13 protein-coding genes are annotated in these 13,989 nt (G+C 62.1%); 9 read left to right on the top strand and 4 right to left on the bottom strand.

Features of this window, described 5'->3' with window-relative positions; all coding sequences use genetic code 11:
- The first annotated feature begins 54 nt into the window (after positions 1-54).
- The 3 genes from ACOQOT_RS04170 (at position 55) to ACOQOT_RS04160 (ending at position 2,270) form a co-directional block, all read left to right on the top strand.
- Positions 55-954 (top strand): YgfZ/GcvT domain-containing protein, encoded by a 900-nt coding sequence (locus ACOQOT_RS04170; protein ID WP_420561116.1) that lies wholly within the window; start codon positions 55-57, stop codon positions 952-954.
- Positions 951-1,535 carry a DNA-3-methyladenine glycosylase I gene (locus ACOQOT_RS04165; RefSeq protein WP_420561115.1) on the top strand — a complete coding sequence of 195 codons (585 nt, stop codon included), beginning with the start codon at positions 951-953 and terminating at the stop codon, positions 1,533-1,535. The genes ACOQOT_RS04170 and ACOQOT_RS04165 overlap by 4 nt, the downstream gene beginning before the upstream one ends.
- 276 nt (positions 1,536-1,811) lie before the next feature.
- Complete coding sequence (locus tag ACOQOT_RS04160) at positions 1,812-2,270, top strand: bactofilin family protein (protein ID WP_420561114.1); 459 nt, start codon at positions 1,812-1,814, stop codon at positions 2,268-2,270.
- Positions 2,271-2,281: 11 nt separating this feature from the next.
- Here the strand turns inward: ACOQOT_RS04160 and ACOQOT_RS04155 are convergent, their stop codons facing one another.
- Positions 2,282-2,920, bottom strand: a complete 639-nt coding sequence (locus tag ACOQOT_RS04155) for a pyridoxamine 5'-phosphate oxidase family protein (RefSeq protein ID WP_420561113.1) — start codon at positions 2,918-2,920, stop codon at positions 2,282-2,284.
- Positions 2,921-3,099: 179 nt separating this feature from the next.
- Here ACOQOT_RS04155 and ACOQOT_RS04150 point away from each other — a divergent pair, with 179 nt between their 5' ends.
- Positions 3,100-4,227, top strand: a complete 1,128-nt coding sequence (locus ACOQOT_RS04150) for a beta-ketoacyl-ACP synthase III (protein ID WP_420561112.1) — start codon at positions 3,100-3,102, stop codon at positions 4,225-4,227.
- A 75-nt stretch (positions 4,228-4,302) separates the two neighbouring features.
- Here ACOQOT_RS04150 and ACOQOT_RS04145 read toward each other — a convergent pair whose 3' ends face one another.
- From ACOQOT_RS04145 to ACOQOT_RS04135, 3 genes are all read right to left on the bottom strand, one after another.
- On the bottom strand, positions 4,303-4,674 hold the full coding sequence (locus ACOQOT_RS04145) for a hypothetical protein (RefSeq protein WP_420561111.1): 372 nt from the start codon (positions 4,672-4,674) through the stop codon (positions 4,303-4,305).
- Between the two features lie 28 nt (positions 4,675-4,702).
- The gene (locus ACOQOT_RS04140; protein ID WP_420561110.1) at positions 4,703-5,566 is read right to left on the bottom strand and encodes a universal stress protein; all 864 of its coding nucleotides are present in this window, start codon (positions 5,564-5,566) and stop codon (positions 4,703-4,705) included.
- Between the two features lie 116 nt (positions 5,567-5,682).
- On the bottom strand, positions 5,683-8,130 hold the full coding sequence (locus ACOQOT_RS04135) for a Lon protease family protein (protein ID WP_420561109.1): 2,448 nt from the start codon (positions 8,128-8,130) through the stop codon (positions 5,683-5,685).
- A gap of 230 nt (positions 8,131-8,360) precedes the next feature.
- Here ACOQOT_RS04135 and ACOQOT_RS04130 point away from each other — a divergent pair, with 230 nt between their 5' ends.
- The 5 genes from ACOQOT_RS04130 (at position 8,361) to ACOQOT_RS04110 (ending at position 13,985) form a co-directional block, all read left to right on the top strand.
- Complete coding sequence (locus tag ACOQOT_RS04130; RefSeq protein WP_420561906.1) at positions 8,361-8,948, top strand: hydrolase; 588 nt, start codon at positions 8,361-8,363, stop codon at positions 8,946-8,948.
- Positions 8,949-9,014: 66 nt separating this feature from the next.
- Positions 9,015-9,548: a tyrosine phosphatase family protein gene (locus tag ACOQOT_RS04125; protein WP_420561108.1), complete on the top strand. Its 534-nt coding sequence runs from the start codon at positions 9,015-9,017 to the stop codon at positions 9,546-9,548.
- Positions 9,545-10,615: an NUDIX hydrolase gene (locus tag ACOQOT_RS04120; protein WP_420561107.1), complete on the top strand. Its 1,071-nt coding sequence runs from the start codon at positions 9,545-9,547 to the stop codon at positions 10,613-10,615. The genes ACOQOT_RS04125 and ACOQOT_RS04120 overlap by 4 nt, the downstream gene beginning before the upstream one ends.
- 152 nt (positions 10,616-10,767) lie before the next feature.
- Positions 10,768-13,506: a DUF2339 domain-containing protein gene (locus ACOQOT_RS04115; RefSeq protein WP_420561106.1), complete on the top strand. Its 2,739-nt coding sequence runs from the start codon at positions 10,768-10,770 to the stop codon at positions 13,504-13,506.
- Complete coding sequence (locus ACOQOT_RS04110; protein WP_420561105.1) at positions 13,503-13,985, top strand: AAC(3)-I family aminoglycoside N-acetyltransferase; 483 nt, start codon at positions 13,503-13,505, stop codon at positions 13,983-13,985. Before ACOQOT_RS04115 ends, ACOQOT_RS04110 begins: the two co-directional genes overlap by 4 nt.
- The last annotated feature ends 4 nt before the right edge of the window (positions 13,986-13,989 follow it).

Here is a 13,989-nt window from a genome sequence, read left to right as displayed (position 1 = left end):
TGCGTCCGGGCGCAAGGGAGCCTAAATCTGAAGGCCAACGGAAAGGTGACACTCATGGCCTCACGTGCCTGCCTCTTGCCGGAGCGCGGTATTCTGCGGATATCGGGACCGGATGCCCATTCCTTCCTGCAAGGGCTTTTGACGCAGAACATGGATCTCGTAAGCGAGGACTGCGCCGTCTATACGCTCATGCAGACGCCGCAGGGCAAATTCCTCTTCGATCTTTTTCTGATCAAGGACGGAGACGGCTATCTGGCCGATTGCGAAGCGGCCCGCGCGAAAGAGATTCTGAAGCGCCTCTTCTTCTATAAGCTGCGCGCGAAAGTAGAACTCGCGGATCAAAGCGGGAACGATGCCGTGGCCGTGCTGCTCGATGAGGGCCACGAGAGCGCACCCGGCGCAGCCGAAGACGGACTCTGCGGCGTCACTTATGTAGACCCGCGCCTGCCTGCGCTTGGCAAACGGGTCATTCTGCCGCGCGAGACGGCCGAGCTTTGTCTGCGCGACGGCGGCTATGAGCTCACCGGCGCCGACGCCTACCATGAAAAGCGCATGGCGCTCGGCGTGCCGGAAGCCGGTTTCGAGCTCTTGCCGGAAAAGACCTTTCCTCTCGAAGCCAATCTCGATTCACTGCACGCCTTCGATTTCAAAAAAGGGTGTTTCGTCGGCCAGGAAGTCGCCTCGCGCACGAAGCGGCGCGGCCAGGTGCGCAAACGCATTCTGCCCGCCGAAATTCAAGGCGAAGACCTTGCCCCCGGCGAGGCGGTGACGCGGGAGGGGCGCACTGTCGGCGAAGTCCTCTCCGTGCTTGGCTCCCACGCGCTCATTCAGATCAAGACCGCGCAAGCGGCCGGCAAACTGCAGGCCGGCGATAGCGTTTTGCACATTCATCTGCCGGACTGGGCGGATTTCACGCTTGAGACATCCGGCAACGAGGATGAGAACGACGCATGAGCCCGACGCGCTGCAGCTGGCCGGGTGAGGACGCGCTTTACCTCGCCTATCATGATGAAGAATGGGGCGTGCCGGAATATGACGACCGCGCGCTTTTTGAAAAGCTTCTGCTCGAAGGCTTTCAGGCCGGGCTTTCCTGGATAACCATTTTGCGAAAGCGCGAAAACTTCCGCGCCGCCTTCGACGGCTTTGATCCTGAAAGAATAGCGCGCTACACGCCGAAGAAAGTCGAAAGCCTGTTGCAGGATGCCGGCATCATCCGTCATCGCGGCAAAATCGAAGCGGCGATCGGCAGCGCCAGGGCCTATCTCGATATTATGGAGAAAGAGGGAAGTTTTTCCGATTTCATCTGGGACTTTGCAGACGGCACACCGAAGCAAAACCGCTTCACATCGATGAAAGAGGTGCCAGCGGAAACGGAGATGAGCCGCGCGCTTTCCAAAGAACTCAAACGCCGCGGCTTTAAATTCTGTGGACCGACGATCGTCTATGCCTTCGCGCAAGCAAGCGGGCTTGTGAACGATCACATGACGACATGCTTCCGTCACGGCGATTGTGCGCAACTTGCAATGAGAAAATAAGACCTATCACTCTTTCGCCACATTCGTTCCGCATCGCAGCCTCATTACATTCTTACGCTCTTCCCGGTTCTTAATGACAATTGGGGAGTGATTATGTTTTCGCGCTCATCACAAAAACAGAGTGCGGGGTCGTCGCGCACATCTTCCGACGCGTTCAGCACCGAAAAATCCAATTCCGAAAAATCAAGCGAAGAGAAGAAGGACGATAAAACGATGGCGTCATCTTTATCCGATACGGCGGGGGAAACTACGGGCCGGTCCATTCCTGCTTACGAAATGAAACGCCCGCCGGTGCGCACGCTGGGCGGCGCGCCGCAATCCCAGCCGCAAGCTCAGGCCCAGAACGAGCGCCACGCGCATTTGCATGTGGGCCGCGGCCTCGACCTGAAAGGCGAGATCCGCTCCTGCGAGGCTTTGGTCATCGAGGGGAATGTGGAAGCGGAAATCGAATCGGGCTCGCTCACGGTCGGTGAAAGCGGCGTCGTCAAAGGCCAGGCCAATGTCGATGAAGCGGAGATCGAGGGGAATTTCGACGGCACGCTCAACGTAAAAGGCTGCCTTGCGATCAAATCGACCGGGAAAGTGCGCGGCACGATCCATTACGGCGAGTTGCGCGTGGAACAGGGCGGCCAGCTGACGGGCGAGCTCGATGTCGGCACGCCGAAAGCGGGCGCCAAATCCGGTTCGCCCGAAAACAAACCCAGCGAGACGCAGAAGAAAGCCGTTAATTCGTAAAGCCCGGCGAGCTATGGCTGAAGCCAATCGCCCGCGCGCGTGCCCCCCTTGCCCCCCGCAAATGTGAAACGCGCGCGGCGATTCCCTTCCCGGGCCAGCCTCAGCCAGTCGATTTCCGCGATCTGAAGCCGGATCACGGCAAAATTATCGCGCCCGTCTTCGAGGCGGGCACGCGCGGGAATGCGCCCTTCCGCATCTCCCGGCAGGCCGGTGCCAGGCGCGGCGCGGGCGGTTCCGGGCGCCGCTTCCACAAGATAGGCGCGCAGGCTGGAATCGCTCGCCCCTTCCCAGGCCGCATCCGCCACCGCATCTCTTATATGCACGGCGCCTTTCGCCTTGATGCGCAGTTGCACATCCCCCTCGCTATCATAACCGAGCAAGGTAACGTCGGGGCAGGCTTGAATTTCCGCGCATTTGGCCGAGCGGGCATCGGTGTGAAGGCGGATGAGGCCGGTGCTCACATCCACCTCGCGCAGGATGATGGTGCGCGCCTGCGGGCTGCCGTCCAGCCCGCGCGTTGCGAGCACGGATTTGTTGAAGGCCGCGCCGGGCTTTGCCGCCCCTTCCAGCGCCGCGCGCACCGCGCGCCAGACCATCTCCAGCGTTTCCCCTGCCGCTTCGGTGCCCGCGCGCCCCGCTAAATCCGCCATTCTGCCCCCTGTTTACTGCAATCTCAGTAAGCCTATAGCCATAAAGGCCTTAGTCGCCTATTTTCTGAGCATCGTCATATAGTTTGAGATACCGCTTCGCGCGAACCAGACTATGGGTCAACAAGGCCGGGCCGCAAACCGGCCATTTCATGCGAAGCGCAACGACCGGGTGGGAACGCGTGACAAAAGTCGTGATTAGCGGGACCGGTGTTTTTACGCCGCCCAACTCCATCAGCAATGAAGAGCTGGTGGAATCCTTCAATGAATATGTGCGCCGCTTCAACGAGGCCAACAAGGCCAAGATCGAAGCCGGGGAAGTGGAGGCGCTTTCGCCTTCCAGCACCGAATTCATCGTCAAAGCCTCCGGCATCAAGAGCCGGTACGTGATGGACAAGGAAGGCATTCTCGATCCCGACATCATGTGCCCGCGCCTGCCGGAACGCTCGAATGACGAGCCCTCGATCCTGGCGGAAATGTCGGTGGACGCCGCCAAAAAGGCGATGGCCCAGGCCGGCAAGAAACCGCAAGACATCGACGCCGTCATCGTCGCCTGTTCCAACCTGCAGCGCCCCTACCCGGCCATTGCCGTTGAAGTGCAGGACCTGCTCGGCATCGACGGCTTCGGCTTCGACATGAATGTCGCCTGTTCCTCGGCCACCTTCGGCATCAAGGCTGCCCATGACATGGTGCAGTCCGGCGGGGCGAACTGCGTGCTCGTCGTCGATCCTGAAATCTGCTCGGGCCATCTCAACTTCCGGGACCGCGACAGCCATTTTATTTTCGGCGATGTGTGCACTGCCATTATCGTGGAACGCGCGGACCAGGCAAAATCGAAACATGCCTGGGAAATTCTCGGCACCAAGCTGCTGACGAAATTCTCCAACAATATCCGCAACAATTTCGGCTTCCTGAACCGCGCCGCACCCGAAGCAATGAACCTCGACGACAAGCTTTTCGTGCAGGAAGGACGCAAGGTCTTCAAGGAAGTGGTGCCCATGGTCGCCCAGCTCATCACCGACCATCTGGCCGAGAACAAGCTCGACCCCGCCGAGCTGAAACGCATGTGGCTGCACCAGGCCAATATCAACATGAACGATTTCATCGGCCGGAAAGTGCTGGGCCGCGATCCTTCGCCCGAAGAACAGCCCAACATCCTGCATGAATACGCCAATACGAGCTCGGCCGGCTCCATCATCGCCTTCAGCCAGTTCTCCGATGATTTGCCCGAAGGTGCGCTCGGCGTGATCTGCTCCTTCGGCGCCGGTTATTCGGCGGGCAATGTGATTGTCCGGCGGCTCGCCGCTTAAAAAAAACGCCATTCACGAAAAACAAAACCCCGGCGCCTTGCGGCTGCCGGGGTTTTCTTTTGCCGTAAAGCTCGTTTATTGAACGTAAGGCTGGACGGAAACGATCTGGAAGGTGCGGGTTTCCCCATCCTGTTCCTTCACGGAAAGATACTCGCCTTCCTTGATTTCGTGGCGGTCGAGTTTGAAGAAGGGCTCGTTATCATCCGTTTCTTCTTCATCGTAATCGAACACCCAGCCCCGGCCGATATGGCGCAGGAGGCCGCGCTGATCGTCTTCGCCCGACCAGAAGCGGTGCACGCGGCAATCGCGGCTGTGATTTTTCCAGGCATCGGGATCGAGCCGCATCTGCTTATCGAGCGGTACGACGAAGTCATAGCCATGGGCTTTGCTGCCTTCGGGAAACTCTTCGGAGCGGGCGGCATGCATGCGGACGCGGTAAAGGGTCATCGCGTTCTCCTTCTTTGTGTTTTTCTAATCAATGCGCCATCAGCACCGGGATGCTGGCATGGCCGCGCACATGGCGGGTGACGCCGCCGATGAGCAATTCGCGCAGGCGCGAATGACTGTAAGCGCCCATGACGAGAAGCCCGGCATCGAGCGCCCCGGCTTCTTCCAGAAGCGCCTGGCCGGTGGAGCGGTCTTTCCGATCCACAAGGCGTAGTTCCGCCTTCACGTCATGCAGGCTGAGATAGTCTTTCAGCCGTGCGCCGCGTTCCGGTTCGATTTCATCTTCCCCGATACACAGGATGACGATTTTTTCCGCCGCCTGCAAAAAGGCAAGCGCGGCGCTGACGGCGTGCGAGGCTTGGACGCTGCCGTCCCAGCCGATGACAACGGTGCCGCCAAGTTTGCCGGCAAAGCCGTCCTGCGGCGCAATCAGCACCGGGCGGCCCGCATTCATCACCGCTGCTTCCAGCGCATCGCCGCCGAACTGATCGCCATCGGGCTCGCCTTCGGCAAAGACGACGAGATCGGCGAGCCGGCTTTCTTCGGAAATGACGACGTCCTGACGGCCCGTCACATCGTAGAACCGGGCGGAGGGAAGCGGCCCGCCCGCCTTGACCACCTCAAGGCCGGCTTCTTTCGCCGCTTCATGAAGGGAGGCACTGGCGCGGGCGGAGGCGGCATCGGCGCCTTCCTTGGCCGCATCCAGCAATTGCTCGATTACCTGACCCGACACGCCGTCGCCCATATAGGGCAGCGCCTCGGTGGGATCGGGGCGCACGAAGAGCCCAGTGAGCTGTCCGCCGAGCTGCTTGGTAACGCGCGCCGCCGCGCCGAGCACGACCTTGTCTTGCGCGCCGCCTTTCAAGGGGACGAGAATTTTGCGAATGGACATGGCCGACCCTCCTTTGGTTCCATTTCACAGGCTCCAGCCTAATCTTAACCGTGCGGCGGCCGAATGATACAGATCAAACGTTTCACTAAGCGGATGCGTTCCGCTGCCCGCACAGCTTAACTCACGCGGAACCCGCCATCTTTCGCCGCCCCGCGCGGCATAGGCGGGCGGGCCGCGGCGGCAAAGCGCGTGAGCGCCGCCTCGACACGGGCAAAAACGCTATTGGGCGGGAATTCGCCGTTCCGCTCGCGCTTACCTGCGGGCAGATCCATCAAAAGCTCCACCCCTTCCTCGATACGGGCAACGGGATAGATCGCAAACATGCCCCGCTCCGCCGCATCCACCACGTCCTGGCGCAGCATCAGATGTTTGACATTAGCGGCGGGAATGAGCACGCCTTGATCGCCGGTCAGGCCGCGGCGCGCGCAAATGTCGAAAAAGCCTTCGATCTTTTCGTTCACCCCGCCGATCGCCTGCACCTCACCCATCTGATTGACGGAGCCCGTCACCGCAAGGCTCTGTTTGATCGGCAGGTCGGCAAGGGCGGAGAGAAGCGCATAAAGCTCCGCCGAGGAGGCGCTGTCCCCGTCGACGCCGCCATAAGACTGCTCGAACACGAGACTGGCGCTCAGCGACAGCGGCTCGCGCGGCAGGAAGGTGCCCGCAAGATAGCCTGAGAGAATGAGCATGCCCTTGGAATGAAGCGGCCCGCCGAGATCAACCTCCCGCTCGATATCGATGATGCGCGCGCTTTGCCCGCCGGTGCGCACACGCGCCGTGATCCGGCCCGGCCGGCCGAAGCTCGATTGGCCGAGCTGAAGCACGGATAGGCCATTGACCTGGCCCACCGCCTCACCCTCCGTATCGACCATGAGAATGTCGCGGGCGATGGCTTCATGGGAGCGTTCGCGCAGCCGGTCCGTGCGGGAGATTTGCGCCTCCACCGCCTCGTCCACATGCGCAGCGGTCACTTGCTTGGCGTCCGCCTCGCTTGCCAGAAAATCCGCCTCGCGCATCAGGTCCGCAATGGGCGCGATGAGAAGCGATATCTTTTCCGTATCTTCCGCAAGCCGCGAGGCGCGCTCGATGAGCCTTGCAATAGCGGACTTGTCGAAAGGCAGAAGTTTTTCCCGCGCGGCGATGGTCGCCGCGAAGCGGGCGAAGAGAAGATCGTTTTCCGGTTCCCGGTCGATCACGTCATCGAAATCGGCGGGCACTTTGAAAAGCTCGGCGAAATCGGAATCATAAGCACAGAGCATGTAATAAAGCTGCCGGTCGCCCATCAGCACGATTTTCAAATCGAGGGGAATGGGTTCCGGCTCCAGCGAGACGGTGCTGACGAGCGAGAGATATTCGCTGGCCGATTCCATGACGATCTGGCGCGAGCGCAAGGCGCGCTTCAGCGCATCCCAGACGAAAGGCTCGCGCAGAAGCTTGATCGCATCGATGATGAGATAACCGCCATTTGCCCGGTGGAGCGCGCCCGGCTTGATCAAGGTAAAGTCCGTCAGAAGCGCGCCCATTTGCGAGACATGCTCGACCCGGCCCAGCACATTACCGAGCGTCGGATGGTCGGCAAAGACGACGGGCGCGCCGCCGCCATTTTCAGAATGCGTGCCGTCGACAATGATATTGATCTCATAACGGCGCATGGGCGCGCGGTCGTCTTCCTCTCCCGCGCCGAAAAGCGGCTCGCGCCCGTCTTCCCGGCCATCGTTACCGGCGAAAAGATTGATATGCGCGATGAGGTCTTCCTCGACCTCCTCCAGCCAGGCGGCCACTTTCTTCATATGCGCGAATTCGGACTTGATCGCCCGCATGGCCCGCCCGACGGCGGAAACGGCGATCGCCCGGTTAAGCTCGGAAATGCGCTCGTGCTTTTCTTTTTCCCAGGAGGGAATGTGCTCGATGATATTGCCGAGCTCTTTTTGCAGCTCGGCGATGACGCGCTCGATGCGCGCCCTTTCTTCCTTGGGCTTGGCGTTGAAGTCTTCCGGCTTGATCACCTCGCCGTTTTCGGCGGGCGCAAGGATGAGGCCGGAGGGCGTGCGCACCAGCGCGATGCCCGCATCTTCGGCACGCTTGTTCAGCGTCTCGAAGGCTTTTTGCTGGCGGTTCGCATATTCCCCTTCCACGGCCTGGCGGCGGGTTTTGTATTCCTCGCTTTCCAGAATGGCGGGGATGGAAAGCTTTAGATCGTCAAGCGCGGAGCGCAGCGCCTCTTTCAATTTCTGCGCCCGTCCGCTCGGCAATTCGAGCGCAAGCGGCTTATGCGCAATATTGAAATTATTGACATAGACCCAATCGGAAGGAGCTTTCTGATTTTTTGCCTCCGCCGTCAGATAGCTCATGACGGCGGTGTGCTTGCCCGCGCCGGAGGGGCCGAGCACGAAAAGATTGTAACCCTGCCGCTTGATACGCGTGCCGAAGCGGATCGCATCCAATGCCCGCTCCTGGCCGACCAGCCCCGGCACTTCTTCCAGATCCTGCGTCGTCTCGAAACCATGTTCGGACAGATCGCATACAGTGTAGAGAAGGTCGCTCGGCAAAGGCTGGACGGACATCGATCACTCTCGCATCGCACATCATGTAAACGAGCGGTATCATGACCGGCTCATGTGGACCCATGCAAGTGATGCTTGGCCTACATGACACCCGTCCAAGATCGACAAGCGCGGCGGCGCTCAGTAGGGTGCGGGCCATAAGAACGAATGAAACGGGGAGAGACGCGCGGGTGAGGAAGAGTTCCGGCAAGAAAAGCGGCAAGGAGACCGCGCCGCGCGCCTGGCAGCGCATGCTTTCCGGGCGGCGGCTCGATCTGCTCGACCCCTCCCCCTTCGATATCGAGATCGAGGATATTGCCCATGGGCTTGCCCGCGTCGCCCGCTGGAACGGACAGACGCTGGGTGATCATGCCTTTTCCGTGGCCGAGCACTGCGTGCTGGTGGAAGATATTTGCCGGAGCCTGCGCCCCGGCTGGCCGGCGAAATGGCGGCTCACCGCGCTTCTGCACGATGCGCCCGAATATGTGGTGGGCGATATGATCAGCCCCTTTAAAGCGGCGCTCGGCATGGATTATAAAGCCTTCGAACACAAGCTCGAGGCGGCGATCCATCTGCGCTATGGCCTGCCCGCGCAGGTGCCGCAAAGCATCGAGGCGGTGATCAAGCGCGCCGACCGGGCCTCGGCCTATTTCGAGGCGGTGCAGCTTGCCGGTTTTGCAGAGCCGGAAGCGGCGCAGATCTTCACCCGCCCGCGCGGCATCCTGCCGGTCACGATCACCCCGCTGCCGCCGAAAGAGGCGCAGCAGGTGTTCCTCAGCCGGTTCGAAAAATTGCTCGCCCGGATGGAACGGGAAGCGGGCGCCACAAAAGCGCGTTAATATCGTGTAGAATCACGGGGCCATCTTGATCCGGGTGCCCGATAAAAACAGGAACCGAAACCAGCCATGCCCAGGCTTTATGTCAGTCCCCTCAGCGCCCTTGAAAACGCCATTCGTGACGTTTCACCGCAGCGGATTGTCAGCCTGCTCGATCCTGAAACCATGATCGAGACCCCGGCGGGGTTCGAGCCGGCGCGGCATCTGCGGGTCGGGGTCAACGACATCGATTCCCATATCGATTTTCTGACCGCGCCCAATGAAGCGCATGTGCAGGAGCTGATCGACTTTCTCGGCGATTGGGATTTGCGCGAGCCTTTGCTCGTTCATTGCTGGGCAGGCATCAGCCGCTCGACGGCGGCGGCTTTTATCACGCTCTGCCTGCACAATCCCGAGCTTGAGGAAATGGCGCTGGCAGCCTTCGTGCGCGAGAAGATCGCTCATGCCAAACCCAATAAGCTGATGGTGGAAATCGCCGATGATTTGATGCGCCGGCGCGGGCGCATGGTCGAAGCTGTGGACGCCATGGGCCCGGCGCTCGACACGTATGAAGGCTGCCTTGTCGAGCTTCCCATCCGCCCCCTCCTGAAGGGGGAGACATGAACCGCAAAAAGGCGCAGCAGCCACAAGCCGCGATAGGCGAAAGCGCGGGGCCGCTGAAACGCATCACCATCGGGCTGAACGCCGCCATTGTCTCGGTGGTGGAGAACGCGCCGCAAATCCTCACCGTGCCGCATGACAAAGAAACGGGCGAAGACGGGAGCGAGGCCGCGCCGGGCGACACGCTGCCTTTCGGGCCGTTCGATCCCCTCTCCCACCGCACGCTCGAACAGGGCCTGCGCGCCTGGGTGGAAGAACAAACGCGGCTCCGGCTCGGCTATGTCGAGCAGCTTTATACCTTTGGCGACCGGGGCCGGCATGCGGCCGAAGAAGACCCAAGCGCCGATCATGTGGTCTCGGTCGGTTATCTGGCGCTCACCCGCGGGCAGAACGCGGAGATGTCGGGCGCGAAATGGTCGCCCTGGTATCAGTATTTCCCCTGGGAGGATTGGCGCGAGGGCAAGCCGGCCATCATCGACAAGGTGCTGGTGCCGCTTCTGCGCGAATGGGCGGCGCAAACCGGCGGATCGAGCGCGGAGGAAATCGAGCGCGGGCGGCGGCTTGATAGGCTGCGGCTCTGCTTCGGCATCGACGGGGTGGCGTGGGATGAGGAAAAAGTGCTGGAGCGCTACGAGCTGCTTTACAGCTCCGGCCTCGTCATCGAAGCCTATAGAGACGGGCGCCCGCAGGCGCGTAAACCGGACGGTTTGACCCCGCAGCTTGGCCGGGCGATGCAGTTCGATCACCGGCGCATTCTCGCCACCGCCATGGGACGGGTGCGCGCGAAGCTGAAATACCGCCCGGTGATTTTCGAGCTGATGCCGGAAACCTTCACGCTGTTCGAGCTGCAGCAAATGACCGAAGCGCTGCTCGGCCTGCATGTGCATAAACAAAACTTCCGCCGCCTGGTGGAAAAAGCTGGCCTTGTGGAGCGCACCGGGCGCATCACCACGCGCACCGGCGGGCGGCCGGCGGAACAGTTCCGCTTTCGCCGTGAAATCCTGAACGAGCGCCCGGCGCCGGGGCTGAAACTCGCCCCCTCCCGCAGCCGGGTAAACAACCGGGTGTAATCGCGGCCAATCCTCTCGTGCCTCCCCTCTAGGCCGTCCGGTTTATCCCCGCTTTTGCTGGCCGGGTTATGCTTCTGCCATTAGTGTCATGGAGCTTTCAGGCTGAACGGGCGGAAAGCAGACGCGCGCGGGAGAAGCGCAGAGGGGATCTGATGGAATACGTGCTCTTGGTTTTGACGGTGCTGTTCGGCCCCGTCATCGTCGCCATCGTTATGGCCCGCAGCGCCGATAAACGGGCGGCGGCGGCCCATAGGCGGGCGGAAGAAGCCTTTGCGGAAATCACCGCCCTGCGCGCCGCGCTGCAAGGGGCGGCGCCCGCCCCCACCCCTGAAACTGAAACTGCGCCTGAAGCCGCACCGGAGCCGGAGCCGGAGCCGGAGCCTGAGCCTGAGCCGGAACCCGAACAAGAAATCCCGCAGCGACCCGCCGCCCCCGGCTGGGGCGTGCCGCGCGGCGGGCGCCCGGCGCAGGCCGCAGAAGCGCCGCGCAAAAGAAAATCCGGCGGCGGCATCGAGCAAGCGCTCGGCACGCGCTGGGCGGTCTGGGTCGGCGGGCTGGCGCTGGCGCTGGGGGGCATCTTCCTCGTGCGCTATTCCGTCGAGCAGGGCTATTTCGGCCCCGGCGCGCGGGTCTTCTTCGGGGCGCTTTTCGCCGCCGCGCTTCTGGCCGCAGGGGAAGCCAGCCGCCGCGTGCCCTCCCTGACGCGCCTCACCCCGGAAAAAGCCGTCGCCATTCCCCCGATCCTGACGGCGGCGGGGCTCATCGCGGGATATGGAACGGTCTATGCCGCCTATGCGCTTTACGGCTTCCTGCCGCCGCCCGCCGCCTTCCTGGCGCTTGCCGCGCTCTCGGTGGCCGCGCTTCTGCTTTCGGCGGTGCATGTGAGTTATCTCGGCCTGATCGGCCTTCTGGGCGCGGTGCTCACCCCGGCGCTGATCGGCTCGGATGACCCCGCCCCCGAACTCCTTTTCCTCTATCTCACCTTCGTGCTCGCCACGGCGCTGAGCACGGCGGAGCTGCGGGGCTGGCGCTGGCTTTCTCACCTCACACTTCTGGCAAGCGCGCTCTGGCCGCTGATCTGGCTCGCCACATCTTACGGGAAGGGCGATGCCATCATCATCGGCGCGCATCTTCTTCTCCTCCATGGCACAGCCGCTTACTGGGCCGGGCGCGGTGCACAGGAAGAGGAAGCGAAAAATGCGCTGAGCCTGCTTCTCCCCTCAGGCGCGCTGACGGGGCTGCTCCTCCTCCTGACGGTCTGGGCGGACGGGCACGGGGCGGCCTCGCTCACGGCGTTCAGCCTTTATGTGGCGATGACCTTCGCGCTCATTTACAGAAGAGAAAGCGCGGCGCTGCTTGCCGCGGCCGCCGCCCTGCCCGCGCTGGCGGTGCTGGCAAGCTGGCAGCTTGCGGGCGCGGGGGATGATTTCGGCGCGGCGCTGGCCCGCCCGCTCCTGCCGGAAGAAACGCTGGGCTTTGCGCTCGCCGGGGCCGCGCTCATGGCGCTTTATGGCGGGTTCGGCTATCTGCAAATTCTGACGGGGCGGCGCGCGCGCCTTTGGGCGGGACTTGCCGCCGCCGTGCCGATCACCGCTTTCTTCCTTCTCTTCTGGCGGATGACGGGGCTCACCCCGGACCTTTCCTGGGGGGCGCTGGCCATCGGCCTCGGGCTGATTTACGCGGAAGGCACGCGGCGGCTCGCAGCTCAGCTTGCCTCCGCGCCCGAAAGCCCCACAGCACAAATCCCCGCCGCCGCCTTTGCGACGGCAACGCTCGCCGCGCTTACCCTGGCCGTTGCCATCATCTTCGAGGAAGGCTGGCTCACCATTGCGCTGGCGCTCCTCGCGCTCGGCACAAGCTTCGTGCGCCTGAAACTGCCCGTCCCGTTTTTAGGACCGCTGGCGCTTGCGCTCGGGGCGGCGGTGACGGTGCGCCTCACGCTCAACCCTGAGCTGCTTTCCTATGACATCGGCACCGCGCCGGTTCTCAATCTCCTCGCCTATCTTTACGGCGTGCCGGTGCTCGCCTTCTGGGGCGCGGCGCGGCTTTTCGCGAAAGCGGGCGCGGAGCGGGAGAAGGAATTTTTCGAGGCGGGCGCGGCGCTTCTCGCCGTCGTCCTCGCCTCGCTGGAGATCAATCATTATCTCTCAGACGGCGTGCTCTTTTCCCGGCCCTTCGATCTTCTCCAGCACGGGCTGCTGACCACAAGCTGGCTGGCCATGAGCCTCGTACTCGCAAAGCTGCAGAGCGGCGGCAGGCTTGGGCTTCTTTCCAAAGGGCTGAAGGGCCTGCGCTATCTTACCCTCGCGCAAAGCCTGATGGTGGCGCTTATCGGCCATAACCCGCTTTTGACGGGGGACGCGCTTGCCGGGCAGTTCCCGCTCGACACGCTGCTTGCCGCTTACCTTCTGCCTGCGCTGCTTGCGCTTTACGGCGCTTATGAAGCGGCGAAACAGCCGGAAGGACAAATGCGGCAGCTGGAGCTGCGGTTCCTCGGGGCTTATGCGCTTCTCATGCTCTTTGCGTATTACTCGCTCGAAATCCGCCAGGCATTCCACGGCGCGGTGCTGCGGGGGCCGGCGGGGGAGACCGAGAATTACACCTACTCGCTCGCCTGGCTCCTTTTCGGGGCGGGGCTTCTTGCCGCCGGGATGCGCCTTAAGACACAGGCGCTGCGCCTTGCCTCGCTCGGCCTTATCGGCCTTGTGGTGGTGAAGGTCTTCCTCTTCGATATGTCCAATCTCGGCGGCGCGCTGCGCGCCCTCTCCTTCATCGGCCTCGGCCTCGCCCTGATCGGCCTCGGCCTCTTCTATCAGCGCGTGGTGTTTAAAGCGGGGCCTGACGGTGCGGGAGATGAGGGCGAGGAAGGCGGCGGCGAGGAAGTGCGATGAGCGGCAGCTTCACCCTTCATCAGTTAGGCCCCAATGAGGCCACGCGCTTTGAAAACTGGCTGCGTCTTTTCGGCGACGTTTTCGAGGAACAGGGAACCTATACCGCCGCCATGCCGGGCAGAGCTTACCGGGAAGAACTGCTGAACGACAAAAACTTCATCGCCCTTGCCGCGCTCGACAAAGACGCGCCAGAAAAAATTATCGGCGGTCTTGCCGCTTATGTATTGCCGAAATTCGAACGAGAACGCAGTGAGGTCTATATCTACGATCTCGCCGTCGATGCGGCCCGCCGCCGGGAAGGCATCGCCACCGCCCTCATCGAAGCCCTGAAACCCCTCGCCCGCGCCCGTGGCGCCCACGTCATCTTCGTTCAGGCCGATTACGGCGATGATGCCGCCATTGCTCTTTATACGAAGTTAGGCGTGCGGGAAGAGGTGCTGCATTTTGATATAGAAGTTTATGAGAATTACTCTCAATAAAAAT

Source organism: Tepidicaulis sp. (assembly GCF_965222285.1).
In the GTDB taxonomy this organism is placed as follows: Bacteria; Pseudomonadota; Alphaproteobacteria; order Parvibaculales; family Parvibaculaceae; genus Tepidicaulis.
The sequence above is the reverse complement of the archived record's forward strand: the minus strand, read 5'-3'. Positions and strand labels throughout refer to the sequence as shown.

Coding starts and splice junctions, on each gene's coding strand:
- ACOQOT_RS04160 (WP_420561114.1), top strand. CDS start 1,812: ATGAAACGCCCGCCGGTGCGCACGCTGGGCGGCGCGCCGCAATCCCAG.
- ACOQOT_RS04115 (WP_420561106.1), top strand. CDS start 10,768: ATGGAATACGTGCTCTTGGTTTTGACGGTGCTGTTCGGCCCCGTCATC.
- ACOQOT_RS04155 (WP_420561113.1), bottom strand. CDS start 2,920: ATGGCGGATTTAGCGGGGCGCGCGGGCACCGAAGCGGCAGGGGAAACG.
- ACOQOT_RS04120 (WP_420561107.1), top strand. CDS start 9,545: ATGAACCGCAAAAAGGCGCAGCAGCCACAAGCCGCGATAGGCGAAAGC.
- ACOQOT_RS04145 (WP_420561111.1), bottom strand. CDS start 4,674: ATGACCCTTTACCGCGTCCGCATGCATGCCGCCCGCTCCGAAGAGTTT.
- ACOQOT_RS04165 (WP_420561115.1), top strand. CDS start 951: ATGAGCCCGACGCGCTGCAGCTGGCCGGGTGAGGACGCGCTTTACCTC.
- ACOQOT_RS04135 (WP_420561109.1), bottom strand. CDS start 8,130: ATGTCCGTCCAGCCTTTGCCGAGCGACCTTCTCTACACTGTATGCGAT.
- ACOQOT_RS04110 (WP_420561105.1), top strand. CDS start 13,503: ATGAGCGGCAGCTTCACCCTTCATCAGTTAGGCCCCAATGAGGCCACG.
- ACOQOT_RS04140 (WP_420561110.1), bottom strand. CDS start 5,566: ATGTCCATTCGCAAAATTCTCGTCCCCTTGAAAGGCGGCGCGCAAGAC.
- ACOQOT_RS04170 (WP_420561116.1), top strand. CDS start 55: ATGGCCTCACGTGCCTGCCTCTTGCCGGAGCGCGGTATTCTGCGGATA.
- ACOQOT_RS04130 (WP_420561906.1), top strand. CDS start 8,361: ATGCTTTCCGGGCGGCGGCTCGATCTGCTCGACCCCTCCCCCTTCGAT.
- ACOQOT_RS04125 (WP_420561108.1), top strand. CDS start 9,015: ATGCCCAGGCTTTATGTCAGTCCCCTCAGCGCCCTTGAAAACGCCATT.